Origin of the sequence: Yimella sp. NH-Cas1, from assembly GCF_022359705.1 — a bacterium.
In the GTDB taxonomy this organism is placed as follows: Bacteria; Actinomycetota; Actinomycetes; order Actinomycetales; family Dermatophilaceae; genus Yimella; species Yimella lutea.
Genome location: NZ_JAKSGG010000003.1, coordinates 1549280 through 1573193, shown reverse-complemented (window position 1 = coordinate 1573193; position 23914 = coordinate 1549280). Strand labels below are relative to the sequence as shown.

At 66.8% G+C, this 23914-nt stretch carries 25 protein-coding genes and 6 tRNA genes; 25 read left to right on the top strand and 6 right to left on the bottom strand.

Annotation, left to right across the window (positions count from 1 at the left end; all coding sequences use genetic code 11):
* Window positions 1–34: 34 nt before the first annotated feature.
* On the bottom strand, window positions 35–2194 hold the full coding sequence (gene glgX, locus MF407_RS07920; protein ID WP_239701957.1) for a glycogen debranching protein GlgX: 2160 nt from the start codon (window positions 2192–2194) through the stop codon (window positions 35–37).
* Window positions 2195–2376: 182 nt separating this feature from the next.
* Here glgX and MF407_RS07915 point away from each other — a divergent pair, with 182 nt between their 5' ends.
* The 4 genes from MF407_RS07915 (at window position 2377) to MF407_RS07900 (ending at window position 3722) form a co-directional block, all read left to right on the top strand.
* Window positions 2377–3423, top strand: a complete 1047-nt coding sequence (locus MF407_RS07915) for a YihY/virulence factor BrkB family protein (protein ID WP_239701956.1) — start codon at window positions 2377–2379, stop codon at window positions 3421–3423.
* A gap of 51 nt (window positions 3424–3474) precedes the next feature.
* Window positions 3475–3547: transfer RNA gene (locus MF407_RS07910), tRNA-Gly, on the top strand.
* 27 nt (window positions 3548–3574) lie between these two features.
* A tRNA-Cys gene (locus MF407_RS07905) sits at window positions 3575–3646 on the top strand.
* Between the two features lies 1 nt (window position 3647).
* A tRNA-Val gene (locus MF407_RS07900) sits at window positions 3648–3722 on the top strand.
* Window positions 3723–3780: 58 nt separating this feature from the next.
* On the opposite strand, the gene MF407_RS07895 is transcribed toward MF407_RS07900, so the two are convergent.
* Entirely contained in the window at window positions 3781–4704 is a 924-nt protein-coding gene (locus MF407_RS07895; RefSeq protein ID WP_239701955.1) for a phosphatase PAP2 family protein, read from the bottom strand.
* Window positions 4705–4798: 94 nt separating this feature from the next.
* Between MF407_RS07895 and MF407_RS07890 the strand changes: the two genes are divergently transcribed.
* From MF407_RS07890 to MF407_RS07865, 6 genes are all read left to right on the top strand, one after another.
* A tRNA-Gly gene (locus MF407_RS07890) sits at window positions 4799–4871 on the top strand.
* A 14-nt stretch (window positions 4872–4885) separates the two neighbouring features.
* Window positions 4886–4960 (top strand) — tRNA-Val (locus tag MF407_RS07885).
* A 143-nt stretch (window positions 4961–5103) separates the two neighbouring features.
* On the top strand, window positions 5104–6147 hold the full coding sequence (locus MF407_RS07880; RefSeq protein WP_239701954.1) for a chorismate-binding protein: 1044 nt from the start codon (window positions 5104–5106) through the stop codon (window positions 6145–6147).
* Window positions 6144–6971 carry an aminotransferase class IV gene (locus MF407_RS07875; protein ID WP_141928171.1) on the top strand — a complete coding sequence of 276 codons (828 nt, stop codon included), beginning with the start codon at window positions 6144–6146 and terminating at the stop codon, window positions 6969–6971. The genes MF407_RS07880 and MF407_RS07875 overlap by 4 nt, the downstream gene beginning before the upstream one ends.
* Window positions 6971–7501 carry a TIGR02611 family protein gene (locus MF407_RS07870; protein WP_141928172.1) on the top strand — a complete coding sequence of 177 codons (531 nt, stop codon included), beginning with the start codon at window positions 6971–6973 and terminating at the stop codon, window positions 7499–7501. The genes MF407_RS07875 and MF407_RS07870 overlap by 1 nt, the downstream gene beginning before the upstream one ends.
* 79 nt (window positions 7502–7580) lie before the next feature.
* Window positions 7581–7654: transfer RNA gene (locus MF407_RS07865), tRNA-Val, on the top strand.
* A gap of 53 nt (window positions 7655–7707) precedes the next feature.
* Here the strand turns inward: MF407_RS07865 and MF407_RS07860 are convergent.
* Window positions 7708–8433: an FCD domain-containing protein gene (locus MF407_RS07860; RefSeq protein ID WP_141928173.1), complete on the bottom strand. Its 726-nt coding sequence runs from the start codon at window positions 8431–8433 to the stop codon at window positions 7708–7710.
* A 180-nt stretch (window positions 8434–8613) separates the two neighbouring features.
* Here MF407_RS07860 and MF407_RS07855 point away from each other — a divergent pair, with 180 nt between their 5' ends.
* The 3 genes from MF407_RS07855 to MF407_RS07845 all read left to right on the top strand — a co-directional run bounded on the left by MF407_RS07855 (window position 8614) and on the right by MF407_RS07845 (window position 10919).
* On the top strand, window positions 8614–10011 hold the full coding sequence (locus tag MF407_RS07855) for a GntP family permease (RefSeq protein ID WP_141928174.1): 1398 nt from the start codon (window positions 8614–8616) through the stop codon (window positions 10009–10011).
* Window positions 10012–10013: 2 nt separating this feature from the next.
* Window positions 10014–10520 carry a gluconokinase gene (locus tag MF407_RS07850; RefSeq protein ID WP_239701953.1) on the top strand — a complete coding sequence of 169 codons (507 nt, stop codon included), beginning with the start codon at window positions 10014–10016 and terminating at the stop codon, window positions 10518–10520.
* 66 nt (window positions 10521–10586) lie between these two features.
* Entirely contained in the window at window positions 10587–10919 is a 333-nt protein-coding gene (locus MF407_RS07845) for a cupin domain-containing protein (RefSeq protein ID WP_141928175.1), read from the top strand.
* Between the two features lie 4 nt (window positions 10920–10923).
* Here MF407_RS07845 and MF407_RS07840 read toward each other — a convergent pair whose 3' ends face one another.
* Window positions 10924–12768, bottom strand: a complete 1845-nt coding sequence (locus MF407_RS07840; protein WP_239701952.1) for an ABC transporter ATP-binding protein — start codon at window positions 12766–12768, stop codon at window positions 10924–10926.
* 76 nt (window positions 12769–12844) lie between these two features.
* Between MF407_RS07840 and MF407_RS07835 the strand changes: the two genes are divergently transcribed.
* The 5 genes from MF407_RS07835 (at window position 12845) to MF407_RS07815 (ending at window position 16770) form a co-directional block, all read left to right on the top strand.
* A complete protein-coding gene (locus MF407_RS07835; RefSeq protein ID WP_205744616.1) occupies window positions 12845–13297 on the top strand; it encodes a MarR family transcriptional regulator in 453 nt (150 codons plus the stop codon).
* Window positions 13298–13517: 220 nt separating this feature from the next.
* Entirely contained in the window at window positions 13518–13949 is a 432-nt protein-coding gene (locus MF407_RS07830; RefSeq protein WP_141928176.1) for an antitoxin, read from the top strand.
* Between the two features lie 22 nt (window positions 13950–13971).
* On the top strand, window positions 13972–14163 hold the full coding sequence (locus MF407_RS07825) for a hypothetical protein (RefSeq protein ID WP_239702933.1): 192 nt from the start codon (window positions 13972–13974) through the stop codon (window positions 14161–14163).
* A 107-nt stretch (window positions 14164–14270) separates the two neighbouring features.
* Window positions 14271–16328 (top strand): threonine--tRNA ligase, encoded by a 2058-nt coding sequence (gene thrS / locus MF407_RS07820; RefSeq protein WP_239701951.1) that lies wholly within the window; start codon window positions 14271–14273, stop codon window positions 16326–16328.
* Window positions 16300–16770, top strand: coding sequence for a GNAT family N-acetyltransferase (locus tag MF407_RS07815; protein WP_239701950.1), 471 nt, complete (start codon window positions 16300–16302; stop codon window positions 16768–16770). Before thrS ends, MF407_RS07815 begins: the two co-directional genes overlap by 29 nt.
* Here MF407_RS07815 and MF407_RS07810 read toward each other — a convergent pair.
* The gene (locus MF407_RS07810; protein ID WP_239701949.1) at window positions 16754–17188 is read right to left on the bottom strand and encodes a nitroreductase family deazaflavin-dependent oxidoreductase; all 435 of its coding nucleotides are present in this window, start codon (window positions 17186–17188) and stop codon (window positions 16754–16756) included. The genes MF407_RS07815 and MF407_RS07810 overlap by 17 nt on opposite strands.
* 151 nt (window positions 17189–17339) lie before the next feature.
* On the opposite strand from MF407_RS07810, the gene MF407_RS07805 reads away from it, so the two are divergent.
* From MF407_RS07805 to pdxS, 6 genes are all read left to right on the top strand, one after another.
* The gene (locus MF407_RS07805) at window positions 17340–17879 is read left to right on the top strand and encodes an HIT domain-containing protein (RefSeq protein WP_239702876.1); all 540 of its coding nucleotides are present in this window, start codon (window positions 17340–17342) and stop codon (window positions 17877–17879) included.
* A 28-nt stretch (window positions 17880–17907) separates the two neighbouring features.
* Window positions 17908–18534 carry a phosphatidylinositol phosphate synthase gene (gene pgsA, locus MF407_RS07800; RefSeq protein ID WP_239701948.1) on the top strand — a complete coding sequence of 209 codons (627 nt, stop codon included), beginning with the start codon at window positions 17908–17910 and terminating at the stop codon, window positions 18532–18534.
* Entirely contained in the window at window positions 18531–19457 is a 927-nt protein-coding gene (locus MF407_RS07795) for a phosphatidylinositol mannoside acyltransferase (protein ID WP_239701947.1), read from the top strand. The genes pgsA and MF407_RS07795 overlap by 4 nt, the downstream gene beginning before the upstream one ends.
* Complete coding sequence (locus MF407_RS07790) at window positions 19454–20626, top strand: glycosyltransferase family 4 protein (protein WP_239701946.1); 1173 nt, start codon at window positions 19454–19456, stop codon at window positions 20624–20626. The genes MF407_RS07795 and MF407_RS07790 overlap by 4 nt, the downstream gene beginning before the upstream one ends.
* Window positions 20626–21204, top strand: a complete 579-nt coding sequence (locus MF407_RS07785) for a hypothetical protein (RefSeq protein WP_239701945.1) — start codon at window positions 20626–20628, stop codon at window positions 21202–21204. Before MF407_RS07790 ends, MF407_RS07785 begins: the two co-directional genes overlap by 1 nt.
* A gap of 118 nt (window positions 21205–21322) precedes the next feature.
* A complete protein-coding gene (gene pdxS, locus MF407_RS07780; protein WP_345770842.1) occupies window positions 21323–22237 on the top strand; it encodes a pyridoxal 5'-phosphate synthase lyase subunit PdxS in 915 nt (304 codons plus the stop codon).
* Window positions 22238–22409: 172 nt separating this feature from the next.
* On the opposite strand, the gene MF407_RS07775 is transcribed toward pdxS, so the two are convergent.
* Window positions 22410–23201: a GNAT family N-acetyltransferase gene (locus MF407_RS07775; protein ID WP_239701944.1), complete on the bottom strand. Its 792-nt coding sequence runs from the start codon at window positions 23199–23201 to the stop codon at window positions 22410–22412.
* Window positions 23202–23218: 17 nt separating this feature from the next.
* Here MF407_RS07775 and pdxT point away from each other — a divergent pair, with 17 nt between their 5' ends.
* A complete protein-coding gene (gene pdxT / locus MF407_RS07770; RefSeq protein WP_239701943.1) occupies window positions 23219–23851 on the top strand; it encodes a pyridoxal 5'-phosphate synthase glutaminase subunit PdxT in 633 nt (210 codons plus the stop codon).
* Window positions 23852–23914: the final 63 nt, after the last annotated feature.

Here is a 23914-nt window from a genome sequence, read left to right as displayed (position 1 = left end):
ATCGGGGAGCCCTTCACGGGTTGTCAGGTCCGGTTCACTGCTCCTCGTCCGGGGTGCAGCTGAGCACCACGATGGACCGGCCGGCCAGGGTGAGTTCGTACCCCCCGGTGGCCACGCGCTCCTCGGTCTCATCGATGGCTTCGTCGGCGGTGTCGAGCACGACGCTCCACTCCGCGTCCTCGACCACGGTCGGGACGGTGAACGTCTTCTCCTGGTCGCCGGCGTTGAACAGCAGCAGGAAGTGGTCGTCGATGACCCGTCGCCCCTGGGGGTCCGGTGCCTGGATCGCTGCACCGTTGAGGAACACCGCGACCTCACGTGCCAGGCCGTTGCGCCAGTCGATCTGGGTCATGTGGTTGCCGTCGGGCGTGAACCAGCCAATGTCGCCGAGGGTGCTCTCACCGCCGTGTCCGGCGTCGCCGGAGAAGAACCGGCGCCGGCGGAAGGTCGGGTGCTCGCGACGTAGCGAGATGACCTTGCTCGCGAAGTCCAGCAGCGACTGCTCGTCCTCGTCGAGGTCCCAGTCGAACCACGCCAGTTCGTTGTCCTGGCAATACACGTTGTTGTTGCCGAGCTGCGTGCGGCCGAGTTCGTCGCCGTGAGCGAGCATCGGCACACCCTGGCTCAGCAGCAGCGTGGTGAGGAAGTTGCGCTGCTGACGCGCCCGCAGCGAGCGGACCTGCGGGTCGTCGGTCTCGCCCTCGACGCCGCAGTTCCAGGACCGGTTGTGCGCCTCGCCGTCGTTGCCGCCCTCGCCGTTGGCCTCGTTGTGCTTCTCGTTGTAGCTGACCAGGTCACGCAACGTGAAGCCGTCGTGGGCGGTGATGAAGTTGATCGACGCGATCGGACGGCGTCCCGAGTGTGCGTACAGGTCGCTGGATCCGGTGAGGCGAGAAGCGAATTCGGCCAGTGTCGATGGCTCACCGCGCCAGAAGTCACGGACGGTGTCGCGGTACTTGCCGTTCCACTCGGTCCACAGCGGCGGGAAGTTGCCGACCTGATAGCCACCGTCGCCCAGGTCCCAGGGCTCTGCGATCAGCTTCACCTGACTGATGATCGGGTCCTGTTGGATGATGTCGAAGAACGCCGAGAGGCGGTCGACCTCGTGGAACTGTCGCGCCAGCGTGGCGGCGAGGTCGAACCGGAAACCGTCGACATGCATCTCGGTGACCCAGTACCGCAGCGAGTCCATGATCAGCTGCAGCACGTGCGGGCTGCGCATCAGCAGGCTGTTGCCGGTGCCGGTGGTGTCGTAGTAGTGCGCCGGGTCGCTGTCGACCAGCCGGTAGTAGTGGGCGTTGTCCAGGCCGCGGAACGCCAGCGTCGGACCGAGCTGGTTGCCCTCGGCGGTGTGGTTGTAGACGACGTCGAGGATGACCTCGATGTCGGCGGCGTGCAGCGCCTTCACCATCGCCTTGAACTCCGTGACCTGCTGACCTTCGCTCCCGCCGGCGCTGTACGCGTTGTGCGGCGCGAGGAAACCGATGGTGTTGTAGCCCCAGTAGTTCGACAGGCCCTTGTCGACCAGGGTCGAGTCCTGGACGAACTGGTGCACCGGCAGGAGTTCGACCGCCGTCACGCCGAGTTGCTGCAGGTGGTCGATGATCGCCGGGTGCGCGACGGCGGCATAGGTGCCGCGGATCTCCTCGGGCACGTCCGGGTGGGTCATCGTCAGGCCCTTGACGTGCATCTCGTAGATGACGCTGTCGTGGTACTCGTGCCTGGGCGGACGGTCGTGGCCCCAGTCGAAGAAGGGGTTCACCACCACCGAGAGCATCGTGTGGTCGAGCGAGTCGTCGTCGTTGAATGCGTCCGGGTCGTCGAAACGGTAGGAGAAGAGCGACTCGTCGCCGTCGATCTGCCCGTCGATCGCCTTCGCGTACGGGTCGAGCAGCAGTTTCGAGGGATTGCAGCGGTGGCCGAGCTCGGGGTCGTAGGGGCCGTGCACCCGGAAGCCGTACCGCTGACCGGGCTGCACCCCGGGCAGGTAGGCGTGCCAGACGTGTCCGTCGACCTCGGTCAGATCGATGCGCTCCTCGTCCCAGGTCTGTTCGCCGTCCTCACCCGGCTCTTCACCGGGTGTGAGCAGGCACAGTTCCACCCTTTCGGCGACGGAGGAGAAGATTGCGAAGTTGACGCCAGAACCGTCGAAGGTGGCGCCGAGCGGATAGGGCTGTCCCGGCCAGATGTCCATGGCACGCCATTGTGGTGCACGGCGGGAGCCGTTCTGACCATTACCGTGGGTGACATGTGCTTCACGGGGTCGGCGTCCGGGGCGTGCGGGTGAGTCCGCGCAGCCGCGCAAGACGCGCACTCGGGCGGATCCCAGGGGCACTCGCGCTGGCACGTCTGACCCGCGAAACCGTGCGTTTGTGCATGCGATACCGGGTGACCGGCCTGGCGGCGGAAGCCGGTTTCTTCGCCCTCCTGTCGTTCCCGCCGCTGGTGTTCGGATTGCTCGGCGGGGTCGGTTATCTCGGTGGGTGGATCGGTGAGAACGCTGTGACTCGTGTCACCGAGGCGATCGAGGCCTACTCGTCCCAGTTCCTCACCGAGAACTCGTTGCGTGATGTCCTGATGCCCACGATCTCCGACGCGCTGCGCGGCGGAAGACCCGACGTCATCTCCGCCGGTTTCCTGTTGTCGCTCTGGTCGGGATCACGTGCACTCAACGTGCTGCTCGACACCGTCTCGATCATGTACGGGCAGGGCGGCAAACGAGGCATAGTCCGCACCCGGTTGATGAGCCTCAGCCTGTACTTCGTCACGCTCGCCTTCGGGGCCGTCGTCGTGCCGTTGATCGTCATCGGGCCGCAGTTGCTCAGTGAATGGCTGCCGGCGCGACTGCAGGTGCTGATGGTCTTCTACTGGCCGCTCGTCGGCGGCTTGACGATCCTCGGGTTCGCAACGCTCTTCTACGTCGCCACGCCGATCAAGACGCCCTGGGTACGCGACCTCCCGGGGGCCGTTCTCACCCTGATGATCTGGGTGCTGTCGGCCATGGCGCTGCGCTTCCTGCTCGGTGCGTCGGTCGGTAGCACCAGCATCTACGGGCCGCTCGCGGCGGCGATCGTGGTGCTGATCTTTCTGTACTTCCTCGGCATCGCGGTGCTCATCGGTGCAGCGCTGAACGCCGCCACGATGAAGCTATGGCCGGTCGAAGAGTTCTCGCCGGCTCATCACCGGGCCCGCGAACTGCTCAGCGACGGTGTGTCACGAACCCGTGCCCGGATGAACGACGTCAGGACGGGACCGATCCCGCTGACCCGCAACGGATCCGCCGGCAAGAAGGTCAACCCAGCACCCGCCGCGCGGTCACAAGATCCGGACGACGAAGAGTTCCCGACTAATCGGAAGGCAAGCACCGATGGCGACGGCGACACACCCGCACCCCGGCTGGATTCGGCGGCGTCCATCGGTTAGCCTCATGCACCGCACCTGAAAGCGTTTCGACAAGCGCACCTTCAGGCGCACGCGGACATAGCTCAGTTGGTAGAGCGCAACCTTGCCAAGGTTGAGGTCGCCGGTTCGAGCCCGGTTGTCCGCTCTGGTCTCGCCTTGTCGTGAGATCTCCGGTGGCGTGGCCGAGAGGCTTAGGCAACGGCCTGCAAAGCCGTCTACACGGGTTCGAATCCCGTCGCCACCTCGGGCGATTGGCGCAGCGGTAGCGCGCTTCCTTGACACGGAAGAGGTCACTGGTTCAAACCCAGTATCGCCCACCAGTACGCAAGCAGGTCCCGGTCGTTCTCGGCCGGGACCTGCTGCGTTTTGGAGTCGTGCTCAGTGCGAGGGCTCGTCCTCGGGCGGTCGGACCCCGGCGACCTCGAAGAGTTCACGCCGCCCGGCGATATGGTCGGCGCGCGTGCGCCGCACGGTGATCGTCAGCCGGTGCACGGTCACCACGGCGACCACCCAGCCGATGCCGAGGAACCACGCCGCGATCACGTCGGTGAGCCAGTGGTGCCCGAGATAGACGCGGGACAGACCCATGGTGATCGTCATCGCCGCCGTCAGGAGCACCGTGGCGACGCGGGCCCAGGTGCGGTGCGACCAGACCAGCAAGACGTACGCCGCGATGCCCATCATCACCGTCATGTTCAGGGTGTGGCCGGACGGGAAGGACGGCGAGGACTCGAAGGGCGGCACCGCGAGCTGCGTCGGCGGGCGCAGGCGGGCGGTCGCTTCCTTGCCGAGGACGGTCACCAGCAGCGATCCCGTCATCGCGATTCCCATGAGCACGGCCGGCGTCCGACGGCGCCACAGCAGGCACAGCAGGGCGGTCAGTACTACGCCGAGGATCGGGCCGCCGACCTTTCCACCGATGTCGGTGAAGTGCGTGACTGCAGCGTCGGCACCGGGGGAGCGCCACGAAACCATCCGGTCGAGCACCGGGCGGTCCCACCCGGCGACTCCGTTGTGGTCGAGCACGTTGTCGTACACCTGCGCTGCGATCGCCTGCGAAGCACCGAGCAGGAGGACGCCCAGCGCGGCCGTGATCAGGGCTGCGAGGGAGAGACTGCCGTCCGCGGAGTACCGGCGAATCGTGCGCTCCAGCCACCGGAAGGCACGCAGCAACAGTCTGCCCGCCCATGTCGTCCAACGGCGGAGGTCGCGTGAACCGATCGACTCGACGGCTCGGGGAAATGCGGTTCGCGCACCGGACTCGGTCTCGGGCCCCGGTGTGGCATCGGCTGGTTCGGGCATGCCATCCATTGAACCCTTCCGTGGCCCGAAGGACTCGTTTTGGAGAGTGGGCGAACTGTCGGGTATTGTCTTCCCGTTGCCCGCAAGGGCACAGGCGGACATAGCTCAGTTGGTAGAGCGCAACCTTGCCAAGGTTGAGGTCGCCGGTTCGAGCCCGGTTGTCCGCTCTCTTCATTTCCAAGGGCGATTGGCGCAGCGGTAGCGCGCTTCCTTGACACGGAAGAGGTCACTGGTTCAAACCCAGTATCGCCCACCATGAGCAAGAGGCCCCGGCATGAGCCGGGGCCTCTCTGCTCGTCACAACCGCATACCCCGGAGGCCGCAGGGGTGGTTGACTTGGCAACGACGCCCCGGCCCGGATCGGGTACCCAGATGGGCTCGGCGCCAAGGAGGTCGGTAGTGCCCGGTGAACACGCAGAGTTCGACGGGCTGTCGGCCAGAGGCGTCGCGGAGATCCGCCACGACGCCGAAGCGCTGGACGAACCCGGCGTGTGGGTGGTCGTGATCACTTTCGAGGGGCAACTCACCGCCGTCCGGATGCAACATGTCGACCGGGTCGCTCGGCCCGCCGTTCGAGCGACCCGGTCGACGCCGGCCGCCGACAACGGTGAGCATTCCTGGCGCAGTTCGCTCAGCCATGCGCAGTACGAGGCTGCGGTCGAGGAGGTCCGCCGCCGCGTCGCCCTCGGAGAGGTCTACCAGGCGAACATCTGCCGGGTGCTGTCCCGCGATGTGCCGGCGACGTTCGACCTGGGGCGTCTGGCGGACGTCCTGCTGGCGGGAAACCCGGCCCCCTACGCCGCCCTGATCGACCTGCCCACAGCCGGACTCGAGATCGTCTGTGCCAGTCCGGAGCTGTACCTCGAGCGGGACGGCGACCGGCTTGCATCGGCGCCGATCAAGGGCACCGCCCCGACCGAGCAAGAGTTGCTGCCGAAGGACTTCACCGAGAACGTCATGATCACCGACCTGGTGCGCAACGACCTGGCACCGGTCAGCGTGCCGGGCACGGTCGAGGTCGACGGCTTGTGCGCGGTCGAACAGCATCCCGGCCTGGTCCACCTGGTCTCGACCGTGCGTTCGCGGCTGCGTCAAGGAGTCGGCTGGCCGGACATCCTCGGTGCGTCGTTCCCGCCCGGGTCGGTGTCAGGTGCGCCGAAAATCACTGCCCTGCATGCAATTCGGGATCTCGAGCGAGTGTCGCGGGGACCGTACTGCGGTGCCATCGGGTACGTCGACAACGAGACTGCCACCGCCCGGTTGGCGGTGGGTATTCGTACCTTCTGGATGCAGTCCTTGCCCGGACGCCGGGTGCTGAAGTTCGGGACGGGCGCCGGAATCACCTGGGGCTCCGACCCCGAGGCGGAGTGGTGTGAAACGCTGCTCAAGGCGAGACGACTGATCGGGTTGGCCGAGGTCGCGTTGGAGGAGAGGACGTCATGACGGTTCGAGTGTGGGTGAACGGCGAGCTGGTCGGCGACCGAGCCAGCATCAGCGCGCTCGACCACGGCGTCACCGTCGGCGACGGGGTGTTCGAGACCTGCAAGGTCGAGAACAACGAGGTGTTCGCGCGGGAGCGGCACCACGACCGTCTCGACAACTCGCTCAAGGGCCTCGGTCTGCCGCCCGCGGACCGGGACCGGCTGGACGAGGGAATCGCCGCTGTCCTGTCAGAACCGTTGGAGTTCGGGCGTGTTCGTTACAGCGTGACGGCCGGCCCGGGACCGCTCGGCTCCGACCGTGACGACACCGAGGCGACGTACATCGTCCTTGCGGGGTCTGTGCCGCGTCCGCCGCGGACGACCGCGATCACGACCGTTCCGTGGACCCGGAACGAGAACAGCGCAGTCGTCGGACTGAAGACCACCTCGTACGCCGAGAACGTCGTCGCGCTGGCCTACGCGAAGGAACGCGGCGGCAGCGAGGCGATCTTCGCCAACACCCGCGGCGAACTGTGCGAGGGCACCGGCAGCAACATCTTCGTCGTCGTCGACGGCGACGTGCTCACCCCGCCGACCGACTCCGGCCTGCTGCCCGGGATCACCCGCGACCTCGCCATCCTCGCCGCTCGCGAAGAGGGCATCACGGTCAAGGAGGTCGCGCTGCCGCTGTCGATCCTCCAGACTGCAGATGAGGTGTTCATCACCTCGTCCACTCGGGATGTGCAAGCCGTGTCGCGCGTTGACGAACGGAACATGGACGCTCCCGGTCCCGTCACAGCGCGGGTCGCGGACGCGTTCCGGGCACGAGCAGCAACATTGGCGTGATGAAGAAGGAGACTGCAGTGGGGGAGCAGGTGGCGGACAAGCACGTCGTGTCCGGCGGCGACGGCGGGAGCACCGCCGTGGCGCCGAAGCGACGCGCGGACGGGGCCTTCGAGGAGCCGTTCTCACCCAAGACATACAAGTTCGCCTGGCGTCGCAAGCTCGCGGCGAACCCGGTCTCCAACCACACCTACCGAATCGTGGTCGGTGTCGTCGGGTTCATCGTGACCGGCATCGGCGTCGTCGCCATCCCGTTCCCGGGTCCGGGCTGGTTGATCGTCTTCCTCGGCCTCGGCATCTGGGCGACCGAGTTCATGTGGGCCGCGCGTCTGCTCAACTTCGCCCGGGAGAAGGTCGAAGCCTGGAACGACTGGATGCGTCCGAAACCGTTGTGGTTCAAGGGCATTGTCGCGTTGCTGACGTTCGCGTTCGTGTGCTTCGTCGTCTGGCTGACCCTCAAGCTCGGCGGCATTCCCGGCTTGTTGCCCGGCTCGGCCAAGGACTTCCTGCAGCAAATGCCCGGCCTCGGCTGAGCGCACAGGCCCGATTAGGCGGCGACTTGAACGGCGGGTAAAGTACTTCCTCGCAGCCCGGGCGGGCTGTGATCCGCACGGATGTATAGCTCAGTTGGTTAGAGCGTTCGCTTCACACGCGAGAGGTCAGGGGTTCGAGTCCCTTTACATCCACCGACATGCACTGAAGGACCCGCCACGTTTTGGTCGGGTCCTTCAGTGTTCGGTCAGTCGGCAGCGTCCGTGAATGCAGCGAGCACTTCGGCGGTGATCGCTGTCATCGCCGATTGCGCGGCCCTGGTGTCGCCACGCCAGATGGCGTCCGCGACGTCCTCGTGCGCGTCCAGCGCCTCCGGCTTGGGCTGCTGGGGCATGAGGGACAACTGCGTGCGACCGATGAGCACGACCTCAACGAGATCCGCCATCGCGGCGAAGAGGTCGTTGCCGCTCGATTCCAGGATCATCCGGTGCATCCGGATGTCGAGGGTCATGAACTCCTCCAGGCGTCCGGCCTCGCCCAGTTCACGCATCCGGGCAGCAAGCGGGGGGAGGGCTGCGCGGGCCTCGACGGTTGCCAGGCGGGCGGCCGCACCGGCTGCGGCCGGCTCGACGACGTGCCGCAGCTCAGTGAGATCGCGCAACTGCTTGGGGCGGTCGGTCGAATGCAGGCGCCAGTCGATCAGGGTGGGGTGCAACGCATTCCAGCCGGCGCGGTCCTGCACGACGATGCCGACCCGGCGACGCGAAGTGACCAGGTGCAGCGTCTCCAGTTCGCGGACGACCTCGCGGGCCACGGTGCGCGAGATCCCGAAGCGGCGTTGCAGGTCGTCCAGCGTCATGCCGGCGTCGACCGCGATTCTGCCCTCGATGATCTCGATGCCGAGTTCGCGCGCGGGCGCGCGGTGCAGCAGCGGCGCGGACGGCGTCCGGACGGCCTGCCCGATACCCGACATCGGCGTCCCCTTTCGGCTTCTCTCGGCAACTGCTCTCGGCCTGGTGAATGCGACCGAGCCTACGTCGCGGCGCCACGCCCGTATTAAAAATACTCATATTGCTTGATTAAGTACTACGAATAACTCTACAGTCGTGTGACCCACCCCACGTGATTCATCACACTCGACGAAGGATCCTCGATGTTCCTGACCGCAGAAGAGGTGCAGCCCGCATACAGCTCGGGCGTCCTGCTCCTCATCGCCGCAGCGGCGGTGGCAGTTCTGCTCCTGCTGATCATGCGTTTCAAGTTGCACGCCTTCGTGGCGCTCGTGCTGGTCAGCTTCCTGACCGCCCTGGCCACGAAGGTTTCGTTCGAGAAGGTCGTGCCGACCTTGCTGGACGGGTTCGGATCGACGCTCGCGAACGTCGCCCTCCTGGTCGGGTTCGGCGCGATGATCGGACGACTGCTGGAAGTGACCGGCGGTGCTCAGGTGCTCGCCGACACCTTGATCGCACGATTCGGCGAGAAGCGCGCACCGCTCGCGCTCGGTGTCGCCTCGCTGCTGTTCGGATTCCCGATCTTCTTCGACGCCGGCCTGGTCGTCATGCTCCCGATCATCTTCTCGGTCGCCCGTCGCTTCGGCGGCAGCGTGCTGACCTACGCGCTGCCTGCCGCGGGTGCGTTCGCGGTGATGCACGCGTTCGTCCCGCCGCACCCCGGCCCGGTCGCCGCAGGTGAGTTGCTCGGCGCCGACCTCGGCCTCGTCCTGGTGCTCGGCATCATCATCGGTCTGCCGACTTGGTACATCTCCTCCTACCTGTTCGGTCTCTGGGCGGGCAAGCGCGTCCACATCCCGGTGCCGGAGCTGCTCTCCGGTGGCGACGTCGAGGAGGGCAAGGCCGGTGGGTCGAAACCGTCGTTCGGCCTCGTGCTGTTCGTGCTGTTGCTGCCCCTGGTGCTGATCTTCCTCAACACCGGACTGAACACGTTGGCCACCAACAAGACGATCGACGGTGACGCGACGTGGGTTCGCCTGCTGCGCATGTTCGGTCAGACCCCGATCGCTTTGCTGATCACCGTGCTGGTCGCGATGATCCTGCTCGGCATGGGACGCCGCTCGAAGGCCGACATCGAGGAGATCGTCAACGGCGCACTCGGCCCGGTCTGCGCGATCATCCTGATCACCGGTGCCGGTGGCATGTTCGGTGGCGTCCTTCGCGCCAGCGGCATCGGCCAGGCGCTGGCCGGCTCGCTCGAGTCGACCGGTCTGCCCGTCATCGTCGCCGCGTTCGTGGTGGCGACCGCACTGCGCGTGGCGCAGGGTTCGGCGACAGTCGCCCTCACCACGACCGCCGGGCTCATGGCGCCGACGGTGGCTGCGACCGGCGGACTGTCCTCGATCGACCTGGCCTGCATCGTCATCGCGATCGCCGGTGGCGCGACCGTGTTGTCCCACGTCAACGACTCCGGCTTCTGGCTGGTCGGTCGGTTCCTCGGCATGGACGAGAAGACCACGCTGCGCACCTGGACCGTCATGGAGACGCTCATCGGTGTCGTCGGCTTCACCTTCGCCGCTCTCGTGAGCGCGATCCTGTGACCGTGGGCGTGCGCCACGCTGTCCTGATGGGTGTGTCCGGCAGCGGAAAGACCACGGTCGCCATGGGCGTCGCCCGGGAACTGGGATGGGAGTTCGGCGAGGCCGACCTGTTCCACCCCGAGGCGAACGTGGAGAAGATGCGCGCCGGCACCCCGTTGGACGACGACGACCGGCTGCCGTGGCTGCAGACCTTGGCCGACTGGATCGCCGAGCGGGACGCCGCCGGCACCAGCACCGTCCTGGCCTGTTCGGCTCTGCGTCGTCGCTACCGGGACATCCTGCGCAGCAGCGGGGCCCAACTCGACTTCGTCCACCTCGCCGGGTCGAAGGAACTGATCGGTTCGCGACTCGTCGCTCGCCAGGGTCACTTCATGCCGGGAAGTCTGCTCGATTCCCAGTTCGCGACGCTCGAGCCGCTGGAGGAGGACGAGGCGGGAATCACCCTCGACCTCGCGCACACACCGTCCGAGCTCGTCGCGCTGGCGGTTGAGTACCTGCGCGCCGGATGATGCGCGCACGAAGGCCCGGGACGTTGGTCCCGGGCCTTCGTGGTGCCGCGGGTGCACGATGGACTCATGAAGACCGTGCGGTTGGACGATGTGTATCCCGATGAGCGCGAGCGCGCCGGTGAGTCGAAGGTCGGTCGCAGCGCGCTGACCTTGAAAGGTGGCGGTGGCCAGACTCTCGGCCAGGTGCTGCTCACCATGAACGCCGGGTCGCAGTTGGCAGACCACAACAACCCTGGTGAGGCGACCCTGCTGGTCCTGTCCGGTGAGGTCACTCTCGGCTGGGCGGACGGGTCCGCCCGACTGAAGGCGGGGGAGTACACGGTCATCCCGCAGACCAAGCATCGCCTCGATGCGCACGCCGACAGCGTTGTCCTGCTGTCCGTGGCGCGGACGGGCTGAACCCTCAGGCCGCGGCAGCGCAGAGCTGGGCGTCCCACAGACGTGCGTAGTGGCCCCCGCGCAGCAACAACTGCTCGTGGGTGCCCTGCTCGGCGATGCGTCCCCGGTCGAGTACGACGATGCGGTCGGCGTCGCGGACGGTCGACAGGCGGTGCGCGATGGTCAGCGTCGTGCGCCCGGCGCCGGCCGCGTCCAACGCGCGTTGCACGGCGCGTTCGGTGGAGTTGTCCAGCGCCGAGGTGGCCTCGTCCAGCACCATAATCTTCGGATTGCGAAGAATGGTGCGCGCCAACGCGATCCGCTGCTTCTCACCGCCGGAGAAGCGGTACCCGCGAGCACCGACGACGGTGTCGTAACCCTGCGGGAGTGACTCGATCAGTTCGTGTACCTGCGCTGCCCGGGCTGCTTCGATCATCTGGTGGTCCGTGGCATCCGGACGGGCGTACCGCAGGTTGTCGGCGACCGACGCGTGCAACAGGTAGCTCTCCTGGCTGACGACACCGACCAGGCCGGCGATGTCGGTCAGACGCAGGTCGCGCAGGTCGTGGCCGTCGATGAGGACCCGCCCGTTCGTCGGGTCGTGCAGACGTGAGACGAGGGCTGCCAGGGTGGACTTGCCCGAGCCGGTGGCGCCGACGACCGCGACCGTCGACCCCGCCGGGACGGTGAGGTCGATGCTGTCGAGAGCGGGGCGGTCGGCGTCCGGATAGGTGACGGTGACCCCGTCGAATCTGATTTCACCGCGCGCCCGATCGGTCTGCAGCGGGGCCGGATCGGCCGGGTCGTCGATCTCGACGGGAAGGTCGAGGTATTCGAAGATGCGGCTGAACAGCGCCATCGAGGTGACCACTTGGGCGCCGACGTTGAGCACGCCCATCAGGGGTCGGAACAACTGGGTCTGCAGTGCGACGAAGGCGACCAAGGTGCCGATCGTCATGCCGCCGCCGGTGGCTGGGAGTCCGGCCGCGAGGTAGATGAGGGCGGGGATCGCGGAGAAGATGATCGCCATCGTGCCCATGCGCCAGCGTCCGGCGAGCTGTGACTGCACCTCGAGTTCGGTGAGGGTGGTCGAGGAACCGGAGAACCGCTGGGAGAGAGCGGGTCCGGAGCCGAGCGTCTTGGCGAGGATGACACCGTTGATCGACAACGACTCCTCGATCTGGGTCTGCATGTCGGCGAGCGTGCGCTGTGCCTTGCCTTGGATGGCACGCCGCTGGTGGGCGACGCGGCGGGTCAGCCAGATGGCCGGCGGCAGCACGACCAGGCTGAGCAGCGACAACTTCCAGGACAGGAAGGCCATCGCTGTGGCTGTGCCGACGGCGGTGGTGACATTCGATGCGATCGATGTCGCGGAGTCGGTGACGACCGCCTGCATCGCGCTGATGTCGTTGGTGACGCGGGATTGCACCTCACCGCTGCGGGTGCGGGTGAAGAAGCCGAGCGGCATCCGTTGCAGGTGGGCGAACAGGCGGGTGCGCAGGTCGTGCATCACCTGCTGGCCGATGCGGGTCGACAGCCAGGTCTGCAGGACGCCGAGCAGTTGGGTACAGACCGTGATCGTGAGCATGCCGCCGACCAGGGCCAGCAGCAGCGGCACGTTCTGGGCAGGGATCGCGTCGTCGATCAGGTGCTTCACCAGGAAGGGCGATGCGAGACCGATCAGGGAAGTGAGGACGATGAGCGCGCAGACAGCGGCGAGCCGGCTGCGGTAGGGGCGAAACAACGCCGCGATGCGCGAGAGTTCGACCGGGTGGTCATCGAGTTGGCGGACGTCGGAGGCGCTCTTGTGCGCCACGCGTCCGGGACCGCCGCGTCCTGAGGCGGTCATGGGTTGGGATCCGGCTGCCATGCGGACTCCCTTCGGTCGGAGATGTGCTGAGGTTACTTCAACATGTCGTAACCTCCACAATCGCTAGGATGTTCCCGTGCCTTCCCACGAGTCGTCCGAAGAACTGCCGCTGCGCCAACTGTTGATGCGTGTCGCGCACGTCTCCCGACGGGCGTGGCTCGCCGATCTGGAGCCGTACGGTCTGAGCCCGCACCTGGCTCGAGCGTTGAATGTGATTGCCGCGCAAGAGGATTCGGGCATGCGGGCAGCAGAGCTCGCGCAGCGTCTTCGGGTGTCCCCGCGTTCGGCGACGGAGGTCGTCGACGGACTGGCGGAGCGTGGCCTCGTGCTGCGCAGCCCTGATCCGGACGACCGTCGGGCCAAGGTGTTGTCGCTGACGGATGAAGGCGTCCGCTTGTGGCGCACCCTCGACACCTCGCGCCGCGAACGTGATGACGCGATGTTCGACGTCCTGAGTGCCGACCAACGCGAGGAACTGCGCGCGTTGCTCCTGGTCGTCCTGCGCTCCACCGACAGTGAGCTCGAGTGAGGCGCGACCGACCGGCAGGCGTGCTGGCGCCGGCCGGTCGACGGAGTTCCGTCCCGGATCCGGTTGCGTGAGATGGCTCATCGCGGTGAACTGCCCGGCGTCACGAAGTCGAGTTGCTGATCTCTTAGCCACTTTTCGGGTGCGGAGTTTGGCAACCTGGGTGCATACCCAGTTCCCGCGGCTGCGGCCGCGGGTGTGCCCATCCCACGAGGAGGACGACATGAGCAACTCCGGTCAGGCGAAGGACCTGTTCGACAAGGCCAAGAAGGCTGCGATCGGCGGCGTCGACAAGGTGAAGAAGGCTGCTGCCGAGAACCCCGACAAGGTGCGCGGGGGCATCGACAAGGTCACCCAGACGGCCGACAAGGTCACCAAGGGCAAGTACACCGACAAGATCCAGACTGCCGGCAACAAGGTCGAGGAAACCGTGCAGAAGCAGGCGCACAAGCCGACGCCGGGTGTGAACCCGACCGGCACCGACGCGACAGCCGACGGCGGATTCAGCACGGACGCCACCGGTACGACCGGCGCCCCCGGCACGGCGGGAGCGCCGGACGCCGGCACCGCGGGTCGCCGTCCGGGCCACGTGCCCGACCCGGTCGACCCGCTGGACCGCCCGGACCCGATCGACCGCCCGGGTCCGCTCAACTGAGTCTCGAATTGAAGAAGCCCGGGTGCCGAAAGGCGCCCGGGTTTCTTCGTGCCCGGGACGGGACGACATCGAGGTCGACGCCGTGCGGCGACTGGGTGGACGTGCTTTGCTGACGCGCGGGTCGATGTCGTTGGGGGAGAAGGACGAAGGGCTCCACCTCGAAGCGGTCATGGCGCGACACCAGCAGTTCGCGCAGCAACTGGTCACCGGCTGACCGTGCTGCGGGCGGTTGCCGGGGGACAGTGATATCCGGTCGAGAGCAACGTTGATCGACCGATAACCTTGCGGGGTTCAATCCGAACCCAGATCAAGGAGCACCACGTGTCCAGCCAGATCACCGTGTCCGTCGCCGGAAGCGAGCGAGCGGTGCAGCAGGGCACTACCGGCTCCGACCTGTTCGGCGGCGACCGCAGCGTCGTCGCGATGCGCGTCGACGGTCGGCTCCAGGACCTCTTCCGCGAGATCCCGGACGGCGCCGTCGTCGAGGCGGTCGACCTGTCCCAGCAGGACGGCCTCGACATCCTGCGCCACTCCGCCGCGCACGTCCTGGCGCAGGCCGTGCAGCAGGTGAACCCGGATGCCAAGCTCGGCATCGGCCCGCCGGTCAAGGACGGCTTCTACTACGACTTCGACGTCGAGACCCCGTTCCAACCCGATGACCTGAAGGCGCTCGAGAAGGCGATGCAGAAGATCGTCAACGAGGGCCAGACCTTCTCGCGCCGGGTCGTCAGCGACGAAGAAGCCCGTGCCGAACTCGCGCAGGAGCCGTACAAGCTGGAGCTCATCGGGCTGAAGGGCAATGCCGCCGACGCCGCCGAGGGTGCTGAGGCCGAGGTCGGCGCCGGCGAACTCACGATCTACGACAACATCCGCCGCGACGGTGAGCGTGCCTGGGGCGACCTGTGCCGCGGACCGCACGTGCCGTCGACCAAGGTGCTCGGCAACGCGTTCAAGATCATGCGTTCGGCCGCCGCGTACTGGCGCGGCAGCGAGAAGAACCCGCAGTTGCAGCGCATCTACGGCACCGCCTGGGCCAGCAAGGACGAACTCAAGGCCTACCTCGACCGCATCGCCGAGGCCGAGAAGCGCGACCACCGCAAGCTCGGAGCCGAACTCGACCTGTACTCCTTCCCGGACGAATTGGGTTCGGGCATGGTCGTTTTCCACCCCAAGGGCGGTGTCATCAAGCGGGAGATGGAGGACTACGTCCGTCGCCGGCACCTGGAGGAGGGGTTCTCCTACGTCAGCACCCCGCACATCTCCAAGGAGGGGCTCTTCCACACCTCGGGGCACCTGCCGTACTACGCCGACACCATGTTCCCGCCGATGGAGATGGAGAACGCGGAGTACCGGCTGAAGGCGATGAACTGCCCGATGCACAACCTGATCTTCAGGTCGCGGGGCCGTTCGTACCGTGAACTCCCGCTGCGGTTCTTCGAGTTCGGTTCGGTCTATCGCAACGAGAAGTCCGGTGTGGTGCACGGTCTGACCCGCGTCCGGGCGATGACCCAGGACGATTCGCACTCCTACGTGACCCCTGAGCAGGCACCGGCCGAGATCGAGCACCTGCTGAACTTCGTTGTCGGCCTGCTCAAGGACTTCGGGCTGAACGACTACTACTTCGAACTCTCGACGCGCGACACCGAGGGCGACAAGAAGGACAAGTTCATCGGCTCGGACGAGCAGTGGGAGACCGCGACCAGGGTGCTCGAGGACACCGCACGAAAGTTCGGTGTCGACCTCGTGCCCGACCCCGGCGGTGCCGCGTTCTACGGACCGAAGATCTCCGTCCAGGCCAAGGACGCGATCGGCCGCACCTGGCAGATGTCGACGATCCAGTACGACTTCAACCAGCCGCACCGCTTCGGACTGGAGTTCCAGGCCGCGGACGGCAGCCGCCAGGAGCCGGTGATGATCCACTCGGCCAAGTTCGGTTCGATCGAGCGGTTCATCGGTGTGCTCGTCGAGCACTACGCGGGGGCTTTCCCGGTGTGGTTGTCGCCGGTGCAGGTGCTCGGTGTGCCGGTGGCCGACGACTTCGCCGACTACCTGAACGACGTTCTGAAGCAGTTGCGCGACAACGGAGTTCGGGTCGAGCTCGACGACAGCGACGACCGCTTTCCGAAGAAGATTCGCAACGCGTCGAAGTCGAAGGTGCCGTTCGTGCTCATCGCCGGCGCCGAGGACAGGGACGCCGGCGCGGTGTCGTTCCGCTACCGCGACGGCTCGCAGCGCAACGGTGTGCCGGTCGGCGAGGCGATCGAGGAGATCCGAGCCGCGATCGGGTCCAAGGCGCAGATCACCACCGCGCCTCTGCATGACTTCGACGCAGGTGTGCTTCGATGCCCAGGTGAGCAGAATCGTCCGTGCCGAGCGTGAACACGCCTTCATCCTCGGCGCGTTGACGCTGCAGGCCGATCTGGAGGACGGCGGCACGAACCGTGCCGGGTTCATTGCGCAGTTCGCGGACGCCTGGTTGGAGGAGTTCGAATCCATGCCGACCTGGGTCGCGTTCTGCGATGACGGATCCGCGGTCGGATTCGTCCAGACGAACTGGGTGTCGAAACTGCCCAGCCTGCGTCGGCCGACGACCGGTTGGGTGCACGTGAAGAAGGTGTTCGTCACCCCGGCCGCGCGTGGGAACGGCCTCGCCGAGCAGATGCTGCGCGCGATGATCGCCTGGGGTACGACCAACGGGGTTGAGCGCTACCAGCTGACGGCGCGTCCGACAGCACGTTCGCTGTACGAACGGCTCGGCTTCACCGCCCCCGACGAGCGACTGATGGAATTGCGTCCGGCAGCTTTCAGCTCGCCTCGATGAGGAAGACCGGGATCTCCCGGTCGGTCTTGGTCTGGTACTCGGCGTAGGGCGGAAAAGCAGCAACGGCGCGCTCCCACCATTCGTCCCGCTCGGCGCCCGAGATCCGCCGCGCGACACCGTCCAGGTGACGCGAGCCGTCCTGAACCTCGACGTCCGGGTTCGCGACGATGTTGTGATACCACGCCGGGTGCTCCGGAGCGCCACCCTTGGACGCCACCGCGGCGTAGACGCCGTCCTTTTCCACCCGCATCAGCGGAACCCGGCGCAGCAGACCCGACTTGTTGCCGCGGATCGTGTAGACGACCACAGGCATTCCCTGCACGTCGGCCACCTCGGTGGTGCCGGCTTCGTCGATCGCGGCCAACTGCTGCGCGACCCACGGCGTCTTCTCCAGCGCGTACTCACCCTGCAACGGCATGACGAACTCCTTCGAACGTGTCGATCGGTACGTGCGGTGCAACCGTCCGCACCATGATGCATGGCAACGGCCGGTGCCACCGAGGCTATTCCAGATGGGGCCACTTAGGATCGACGCCGTGACCGATCCGACCGATTCGACCGACTCGACCGTGCAGTCCGAGAAACCCGACGACTTCGCCGGTTCGCCCGACGGTTTCGAGCGCCTGTGGACCCCGCACCGGATGGTCTACATCGAGGCAGACCGGCCGGCCGACCACGACGACGAAGCCTGCCCCTTCTGTGCGGCGCCGAAGAAGGACGATGCCGACGGGCTGATCGTGCATCGCGGCGAACGCTGCTTCGTGGTGATGAACCTGTTCCCGTACAACCCCGGTCACCTGCTGGTCTGCCCGTACCGACACGTGCCGCTGTACCTCGACCTCACCGACGAGGAGACGGCCGAGTTCACCAAGCTGACCAAGGAGGGCATCCGCGCGCTGCAGGCCGTGTCGGCGCCGATGGGTTTCAACCTCGGTATGAACCAGGGCGAGGTCGCCGGCGCCGGGGTGGCCGCTCACCTGCACCAGCACATCGTGCCGCGCTGGGGCGGCGACTCGAACTTCCTGCCGATCATCGCCCGGACCAAAGCGCTGCCCCAGCTGCTGGAGGACGCCAGGTCGCGGCTCGCCGAAGCATGGCCGAAGAACTGAACCGGTCGCTCGGTAACCTGGGACCACCATGCTGAACAAGTACGCCCGGGCGTTTTTCACGAAGGTCTTCACCCCTGTCGCCAAGCTCTTCCTCAAGATGGGGATCAGCCCCGACGTCGTGACGATCATCGGCACCCTCGGCGTCTGCTTCGGCGCGCTGGCGTTCTACCCGCGTCACGAATTCCTGATCGGGACGCTGGTCATCACCGCGTTCGTGTTCAGCGACACGATCGACGGTGTCATGGCTCGCATGTCCGGTCGCTCCAGCGTCTGGGGCGCCTACCTGGACTCGACCCTCGACCGGGTCGGCGACGCAGCCATCTTCGGAGCACTCGTCCTGTACTACGCCGGCGACCAGGGCCACAACATGCTGCTGGCCGGGCTCGCACTCGCCTGTCTGATCTTCGGCAGCGTGGTCTCCTACGCCAAGGCACGCGCCGAAGGCCTCGGTATGACCGCGAATGTCGGCATCGCCGAACGCGCCGAACGGCTGGTCGTCGTGCTGGTTGCCACCGGTCTGTGCGGATGGTTCCTGCGGCCCTGGGAAACCTGGATCATGGGCGTCGTACTCGGCCTGCTCGCGCTGGCCAGCTTCATCACCGTGATGCAGCGGATGCTCACCGTGCGTCAACAGGCGCTCGGCAAAGCTCTGTGAGTTTCGCCGATTCGCTGCAGGTCGCCGGGTTCCGGACGGCCTGGAAACTCGTCTGCAGACTGCCAGAGTCCGCGGCCTACGGACTCTTCGAACGTATCGCCGACGCCACCTACAAGCGCGGCGGCAAGTCGGTCGAGCGGATGCGGTCCAACTACGCCACAGTTCGTCCCGAACTGTCCGATGGCGAGCTGGATGCATTGGTGCGCAACGGGATTCGTTCCTATATGCGGTACTGGTGCGACGCCTTCCGGCTCTCGGTGCACTCGCCTGAGGAACTCGCCGAGCGAATGCGGCTGACCGGCGCGGACGAGCAGGCCAGGGCGATCGTCGGGCGCGGCGAGCCGATCATCCTGTTTCTCGGCCACATGGGCAACTGGGACCTCGCCGGAGCCTGGTCGACCACCTACTTCGCGCCCGTCACGACCGTCGCCGAACGACTCAAGCCCGAGGAACTGTTCGGGGAGTTCTTGGCCTTCCGAGAGTCCTTGGGCATGACGATCCTTCCGCTGACAGGGGGCGACAACACTTACGGACGCCTGGTCGATGCCCTCGACGCCGGCGGGTTCGTCCCGCTTCTGTCCGATCGAGACCTGACGTCCAACGGCGTCGAGGTGCGGTTGCTCGGCCACCGCATCAAAGCGGCCACCGGGCCGGCGCGATTGGCCCTCGACACCGGCGCCGCGCTGTTCCCGCTCGCGATCACCTACGAACCCGTGCCAGGTCGGGCGGCACAACGCGTGGTCGCGCACTTCGGCGACCGGGTGATCGTGCCGGACGGCGACCGGTCCGACCAGGTGCGTGCGATGACCCAGCAATGCGTGGACGCGCTCGGGGACGTGATCAGGCAGCGCACCGAGGACTGGCACATGATGCAGCGCATCTTCCTCGACGACTTCGACAGCGGCCTGCAGGAGCGGCGATGAGAATCGGGCTGGTCAGCCCGTACTCGTTCGACGTGCCGGGCGGCGTCCAGCTGCACGTGCGCGATCTTGCCGAATACCTCGTCGGACGCGGTCACTACGTCGAGGTGCTCGCGCCGTCCGAACCCGACACCCCGTTGCCGCCGTACGTGGTGAGCGCGGGCAGTGCGCTTCCGGTGCCCTACAACGGCTCGGTCGCGCGGCTGACCTTCGGCCCGGTGACGGCGAGCCGCGTGACCCGCTGGATCGAACGCGGCCGCTTCGACGTGCTGCACGTGCACGAGCCGGTGAGTCCTAGCGTCTCCATGCTCGCGATGTGGGCCGCCGAAGGACCGATCGTGGCGACCTTCCACACCAGCAACACCAAGTCGCGGGCTCTGCTGGCTGTCGGCCCGATGCTGCAACCGGGCCTGGAGAAGCTCATGGGACGCATCGCGGTGTCGGCGGAAGCGCGCCGGTTCGTCCACGAACACATCGGCGGGGACGCGGTCATCATCCCGAACGGGGTGTACGTGGACCAGTTCGCGAACGCCCCGGTCAATCCGGCCTGGCAGGGCACCGACGACCGTCCGACGCTGGCGTTCCTCGGGCGCATCGAGGAGCCGCGCAAGGGCCTGCACGTGCTGCTCAACGCCATGCCTGCGCTGCTGGCTGCGCGACCTGGGCTACGCCTCATCGTCGCCGGGCCGGGCGACCCTAAGCAGGTTCTCGAGGGACGCCCGCGCAACGTCATCGACGCCTGCGAGTTCCTCGGCACCATCAGCGACGCCGACAAGCAGTCGTTCCTGCGGTCGGTCGACTGCTACATCGCGCCCAACACCGGCGGCGAGAGCTTCGGCATCATCCTGGTCGAGGCGATGAGTGCCGGCGCCGCCGTGGTCGCCAGTGACATCAGGGCCTTCCGCGCGGTGCTCGACGACGGCTGGGCGGGTGCGTTGTTCGCCAACGAGCAGCCGGATGAACTCGCGGACGTCGTCCTCGAACTCCTCGCCAACGCGGCCGACCGATTGCAACTCGCGGCACAGGGGAGCAGACGTGCGCGTCGCTTCGACTGGTCGCGGGTCGCGTCCGACGTTTTCTCGGTGTACGAAACCGTTTGTGCAGCAACTGTTCCGACAAGGATGGGCAGATCCGATGTCCGTCCGGTCCGTTGGTGGAGAGGCGAGAGCTGATGCGTGTGTGGTTCTGGGTCATGCTCGTCGTTGCGGTCCTCGCGCTCGTTGCCTGGTACCTCTCCTACACCGCGGCACGGTTGGACCGCTTGCACGCCAGGCTGGAGGGTTCGGTGTCGGCACTGGATGCCCAGTTGGTGCGCCGGGCCGAGGCGGTCATGGAACTCGCGCACTCCGGTGTACTCGATCCCGCGAGTTCGATGTTGCTCGCGCAAGCGGCCACCGGCTCGCTCGACTTCGCCGACGACGCCGAGGTGCACGACGAGGTGCGTGACTTCGGCATCGACCGGGAACGAGCCACCGCCGAGTCTGCGCTCAGCCATACGCTGCGACTCACGCTCACGCCGGACGCGGTCCGCGAGATCGAGACGCACAAGGGTGGGCTCGCGTTGACGCAGCGGGTGCAGCAGGCGGGCCAGCGTGTCGTCCTGGCTCGTGCGTTCCACGACGACGCAGTACGCGCCGTGCGTCGGGTGCGGGCGCAGCCGCCGGTCCGTGCCTTCCGGCTCGCCGGCCGCACCACCATGCCGAAGGTCGTCGACTTCGACTCCGACCCACCGGCCATCGACAGCTTCTGAGCTGTCTGGACGCTGCCTTGGCAGCAAAGTGCCATATCCGACGATGTGGCTCGAAGTGGACTCTGCACGGGTCTAGCCTTCGAGCAACACCATCGAGGTTCGAACGAGGAGTTCCGCCGTGACCCAGGTCGCCGACCACACCACCGATTTCACGCGCACCGGCACCGCCCGCGTCAAACGCGGCATGGCCGAGATGCTCAAGGGCGGCGTGATCATGGATGTCGTCACCCCCGAACAGGCGAGGATCGCCGAGGACGCGGGAGCCGTGGCGGTGATGGCGCTGGAGCGCGTTCCCGCCGACATTCGCGCCCAGGGCGGTGTCTCCCGGATGAGCGACCCGGACATGATCGACGCAATCATCGAGGCTGTCTCCATCCCGGTCATGGCGAAAGCACGGATCGGTCACTTCGTCGAGGCGCAGGTGCTGCAGAGCCTCGGCGTGGACTACATCGACGAGTCCGAGGTGCTCACCCCGGCCGACTACGCCAACCACATCGACAAGTGGGAGTTCACCGTCCCCTTCGTCTGCGGCGCCACCAACCTCGGCGAGGCGTTGCGCCGCATCACCGAGGGTGCGGCGATGATCCGCTCCAAGGGTGAGGCCGGCACCGGCGACGTCTCCAACGCGACCACGCACATGCGTCAGATCCGCCAGGAGCTGCGTCGGTTGCAGAACCTGCCCGAGGACGAGCTGTACGTCGCCGCCAAGGAACTGCAGGCACCGTACGAGCTGGTCAAGGAGGTGGCCGAGCTCGGCAAGCTGCCCGTCGTCCTGTTCACCGCCGGAGGCATCGCCACCCCGGCCGACGCCGCCATGATGATGCAACTGGGCGCGGAAGGCGTCTTCGTCGGGTCGGGAATCTTCAAGAGCGGCAATCCCGCCGAGCGCGCAGCCGCGATCGTGAAGGCGACCACCTTCCATGACGACCCGGACGTGATCGCCAAGGTCTCGCGCGGCCTCGGAGAAGCCATGGTCGGCATCAATGTCGATGACATCCCGGCGCCGCACCGATTGGCCGAACGGGGCTGGTAGTCCTAGCTGATCCGGATGGCGCCGGCGGGCAGGTCTACCGTCAGGCGGTCGCCGTACGTCAGACCAGTGATGCGCGGCATGAGCAACTCGATGACTGAATCCGGTTGGAAATGATCGGGTTTGGTCTCCGGGTGCGGCCAATAGAGGTACCCCCCGAACCGCTGATCACCGTTCAGTGCAGAACACCGAACGAGCGAGAAGGTCTCCGCGTCATGCTGATCGGTCCATGCGAGGCCCGCCAGGGTGATGGTCGGCGGACCATCTGCACGGTGGCAGCGTCGAGCGAGAGATTGATCGTGGCGGGCTCGAGCCCGGCGAGGTCAACGCCGCGCGCGGTGAAGTGGGGCGTCTGAGCGGCAATCGTCCCACCCGGATGTCTCGCGTCGCGGCCGGTGCCGGAGGCAACCCCATGACCTCGAACGACTTTGCCGGACAACAGAATTCGACCGATATCGTCGGGGAGAGCGAAGAACTGGACATCAGGCGCCCAGTCGGGCAACCAGTCGGGACGGCTGTGGCCGAGGAATCGCCAGCCCCGGTGTCGATAGACCGCGGTGGCGCTCGACCTGCTCTGGGTGACGTCGAGTACAGGAGTCAGACCTCGGGCACGGATCTCGGCGACAGCGGTGTCCATCAGTCGTCCACCGACCCCGAGTCCGGCAGCCTCCGGTCCGACGAAAAGCACCGAGAGACAGCCCAGCGCTTCGATCGGCCGGCCGGTTCCGCGCGACCAGAACGCCCCGTCCGGGTTGTCGCTCACCCGGGTGACAGACACGTGGCCCGCGACCTGATCGTCGATCTGCGCGACGAAGGCAACCAACTCGGTGTCGCGGACGATGAACTGCTCAGGCGGGAACGGCAGTGGCCAGCGCAGGGGGTACTCGGAGACCGGTTGCTGGGTGCGCAGCTGCTCGACCAGCTGCGGCAGGTCCGACTCGAGGCGAGGACGGATGATCACGGACACAACGGGAGGCTAACCAAGTGACCGCTGCATCGGTGCCGGATGCTCGGCAGGTTACCGTCGGCGTCCTGGCTCTGCAGGGCGATGTCCGCGAACACCTGCACGCTCTGCGCACAGCGGGAGTCGCCACGGTCGCGGTGCGACGGCCCGCCGAACTCGACGCAGTCGACGGTCTTGTGCTGCCCGGTGGCGAGTCGACGACGATCGACAAGCTGCTGCGCATCTTCGACCTGCGGGATCCGATCCGCGAGCGTCTAGCACAGGGGATGCCGGTCTACGGATCGTGTGCCGGGATGATCCTGCTGGCTGACTCGATCGTCGGTGGCACCGCCGACCAGGAGACTCTCGGCGGTATGGCGATCACGGTGCGCCGCAACGCTTTCGGTCGACAAGTGGACTCGTTCGAGTGCGACCTGCCAATGCCTGCGCTCGGTGACATCCCGGTGCACGCCGTGTTCATCCGAGCGCCATGGGTCGAAGCCACGGACGACGCCGTGAAGGTTCTCGCCCGGGTCCCGCAGGGTCATGATGCGGCGTCGGGGCGAGCGGTCGCGGTGCGCCAGGGCAACCTGCTCGCCACCTCGTTCCATCCTGAGGTCACCGGTGACCACCGCGTGCACGCCTACTTCGCCGACATGGTCCGGCACACCTGAGGCCGGACGCAGGAATGCCGCGGACGAACGTCCGCGGCATTCCTGAACTGATCGACGATCAGG

Bases quoted from the DNA above. Each gene is read 5' to 3' on its own strand.
- MF407_RS07845 (WP_141928175.1), top strand. From the start codon at position 10,587: ATGAAGACCGTGCGGTTGGACGATGTGTATCCCGATGAGCGCGAGCGC.
- MF407_RS07785 (WP_239701945.1), top strand. From the start codon at position 20,626: ATGCGTGTGTGGTTCTGGGTCATGCTCGTCGTTGCGGTCCTCGCGCTC.
- MF407_RS07895 (WP_239701955.1), bottom strand. From the start codon at position 4,704: ATGCCCGAACCAGCCGATGCCACACCGGGGCCCGAGACCGAGTCCGGT.
- glgX (WP_239701957.1), bottom strand. From the start codon at position 2,194: ATGGACATCTGGCCGGGACAGCCCTATCCGCTCGGCGCCACCTTCGAC.
- MF407_RS07875 (WP_141928171.1), top strand. From the start codon at position 6,144: ATGACGGTTCGAGTGTGGGTGAACGGCGAGCTGGTCGGCGACCGAGCC.
- MF407_RS07915 (WP_239701956.1), top strand. From the start codon at position 2,377: ATGCGATACCGGGTGACCGGCCTGGCGGCGGAAGCCGGTTTCTTCGCC.
- MF407_RS07840 (WP_239701952.1), bottom strand. From the start codon at position 12,768: ATGGCAGCCGGATCCCAACCCATGACCGCCTCAGGACGCGGCGGTCCC.
- MF407_RS07870 (WP_141928172.1), top strand. From the start codon at position 6,971: ATGAAGAAGGAGACTGCAGTGGGGGAGCAGGTGGCGGACAAGCACGTC.
- MF407_RS07810 (WP_239701949.1), bottom strand. From the start codon at position 17,188: ATGCCGTTGCAGGGTGAGTACGCGCTGGAGAAGACGCCGTGGGTCGCG.
- pgsA (WP_239701948.1), top strand. From the start codon at position 17,908: ATGCTGAACAAGTACGCCCGGGCGTTTTTCACGAAGGTCTTCACCCCT.
- MF407_RS07855 (WP_141928174.1), top strand. From the start codon at position 8,614: ATGTTCCTGACCGCAGAAGAGGTGCAGCCCGCATACAGCTCGGGCGTC.
- MF407_RS07860 (WP_141928173.1), bottom strand. From the start codon at position 8,433: ATGTCGGGTATCGGGCAGGCCGTCCGGACGCCGTCCGCGCCGCTGCTG.
- MF407_RS07790 (WP_239701946.1), top strand. From the start codon at position 19,454: ATGAGAATCGGGCTGGTCAGCCCGTACTCGTTCGACGTGCCGGGCGGC.
- MF407_RS07830 (WP_141928176.1), top strand. From the start codon at position 13,518: ATGAGCAACTCCGGTCAGGCGAAGGACCTGTTCGACAAGGCCAAGAAG.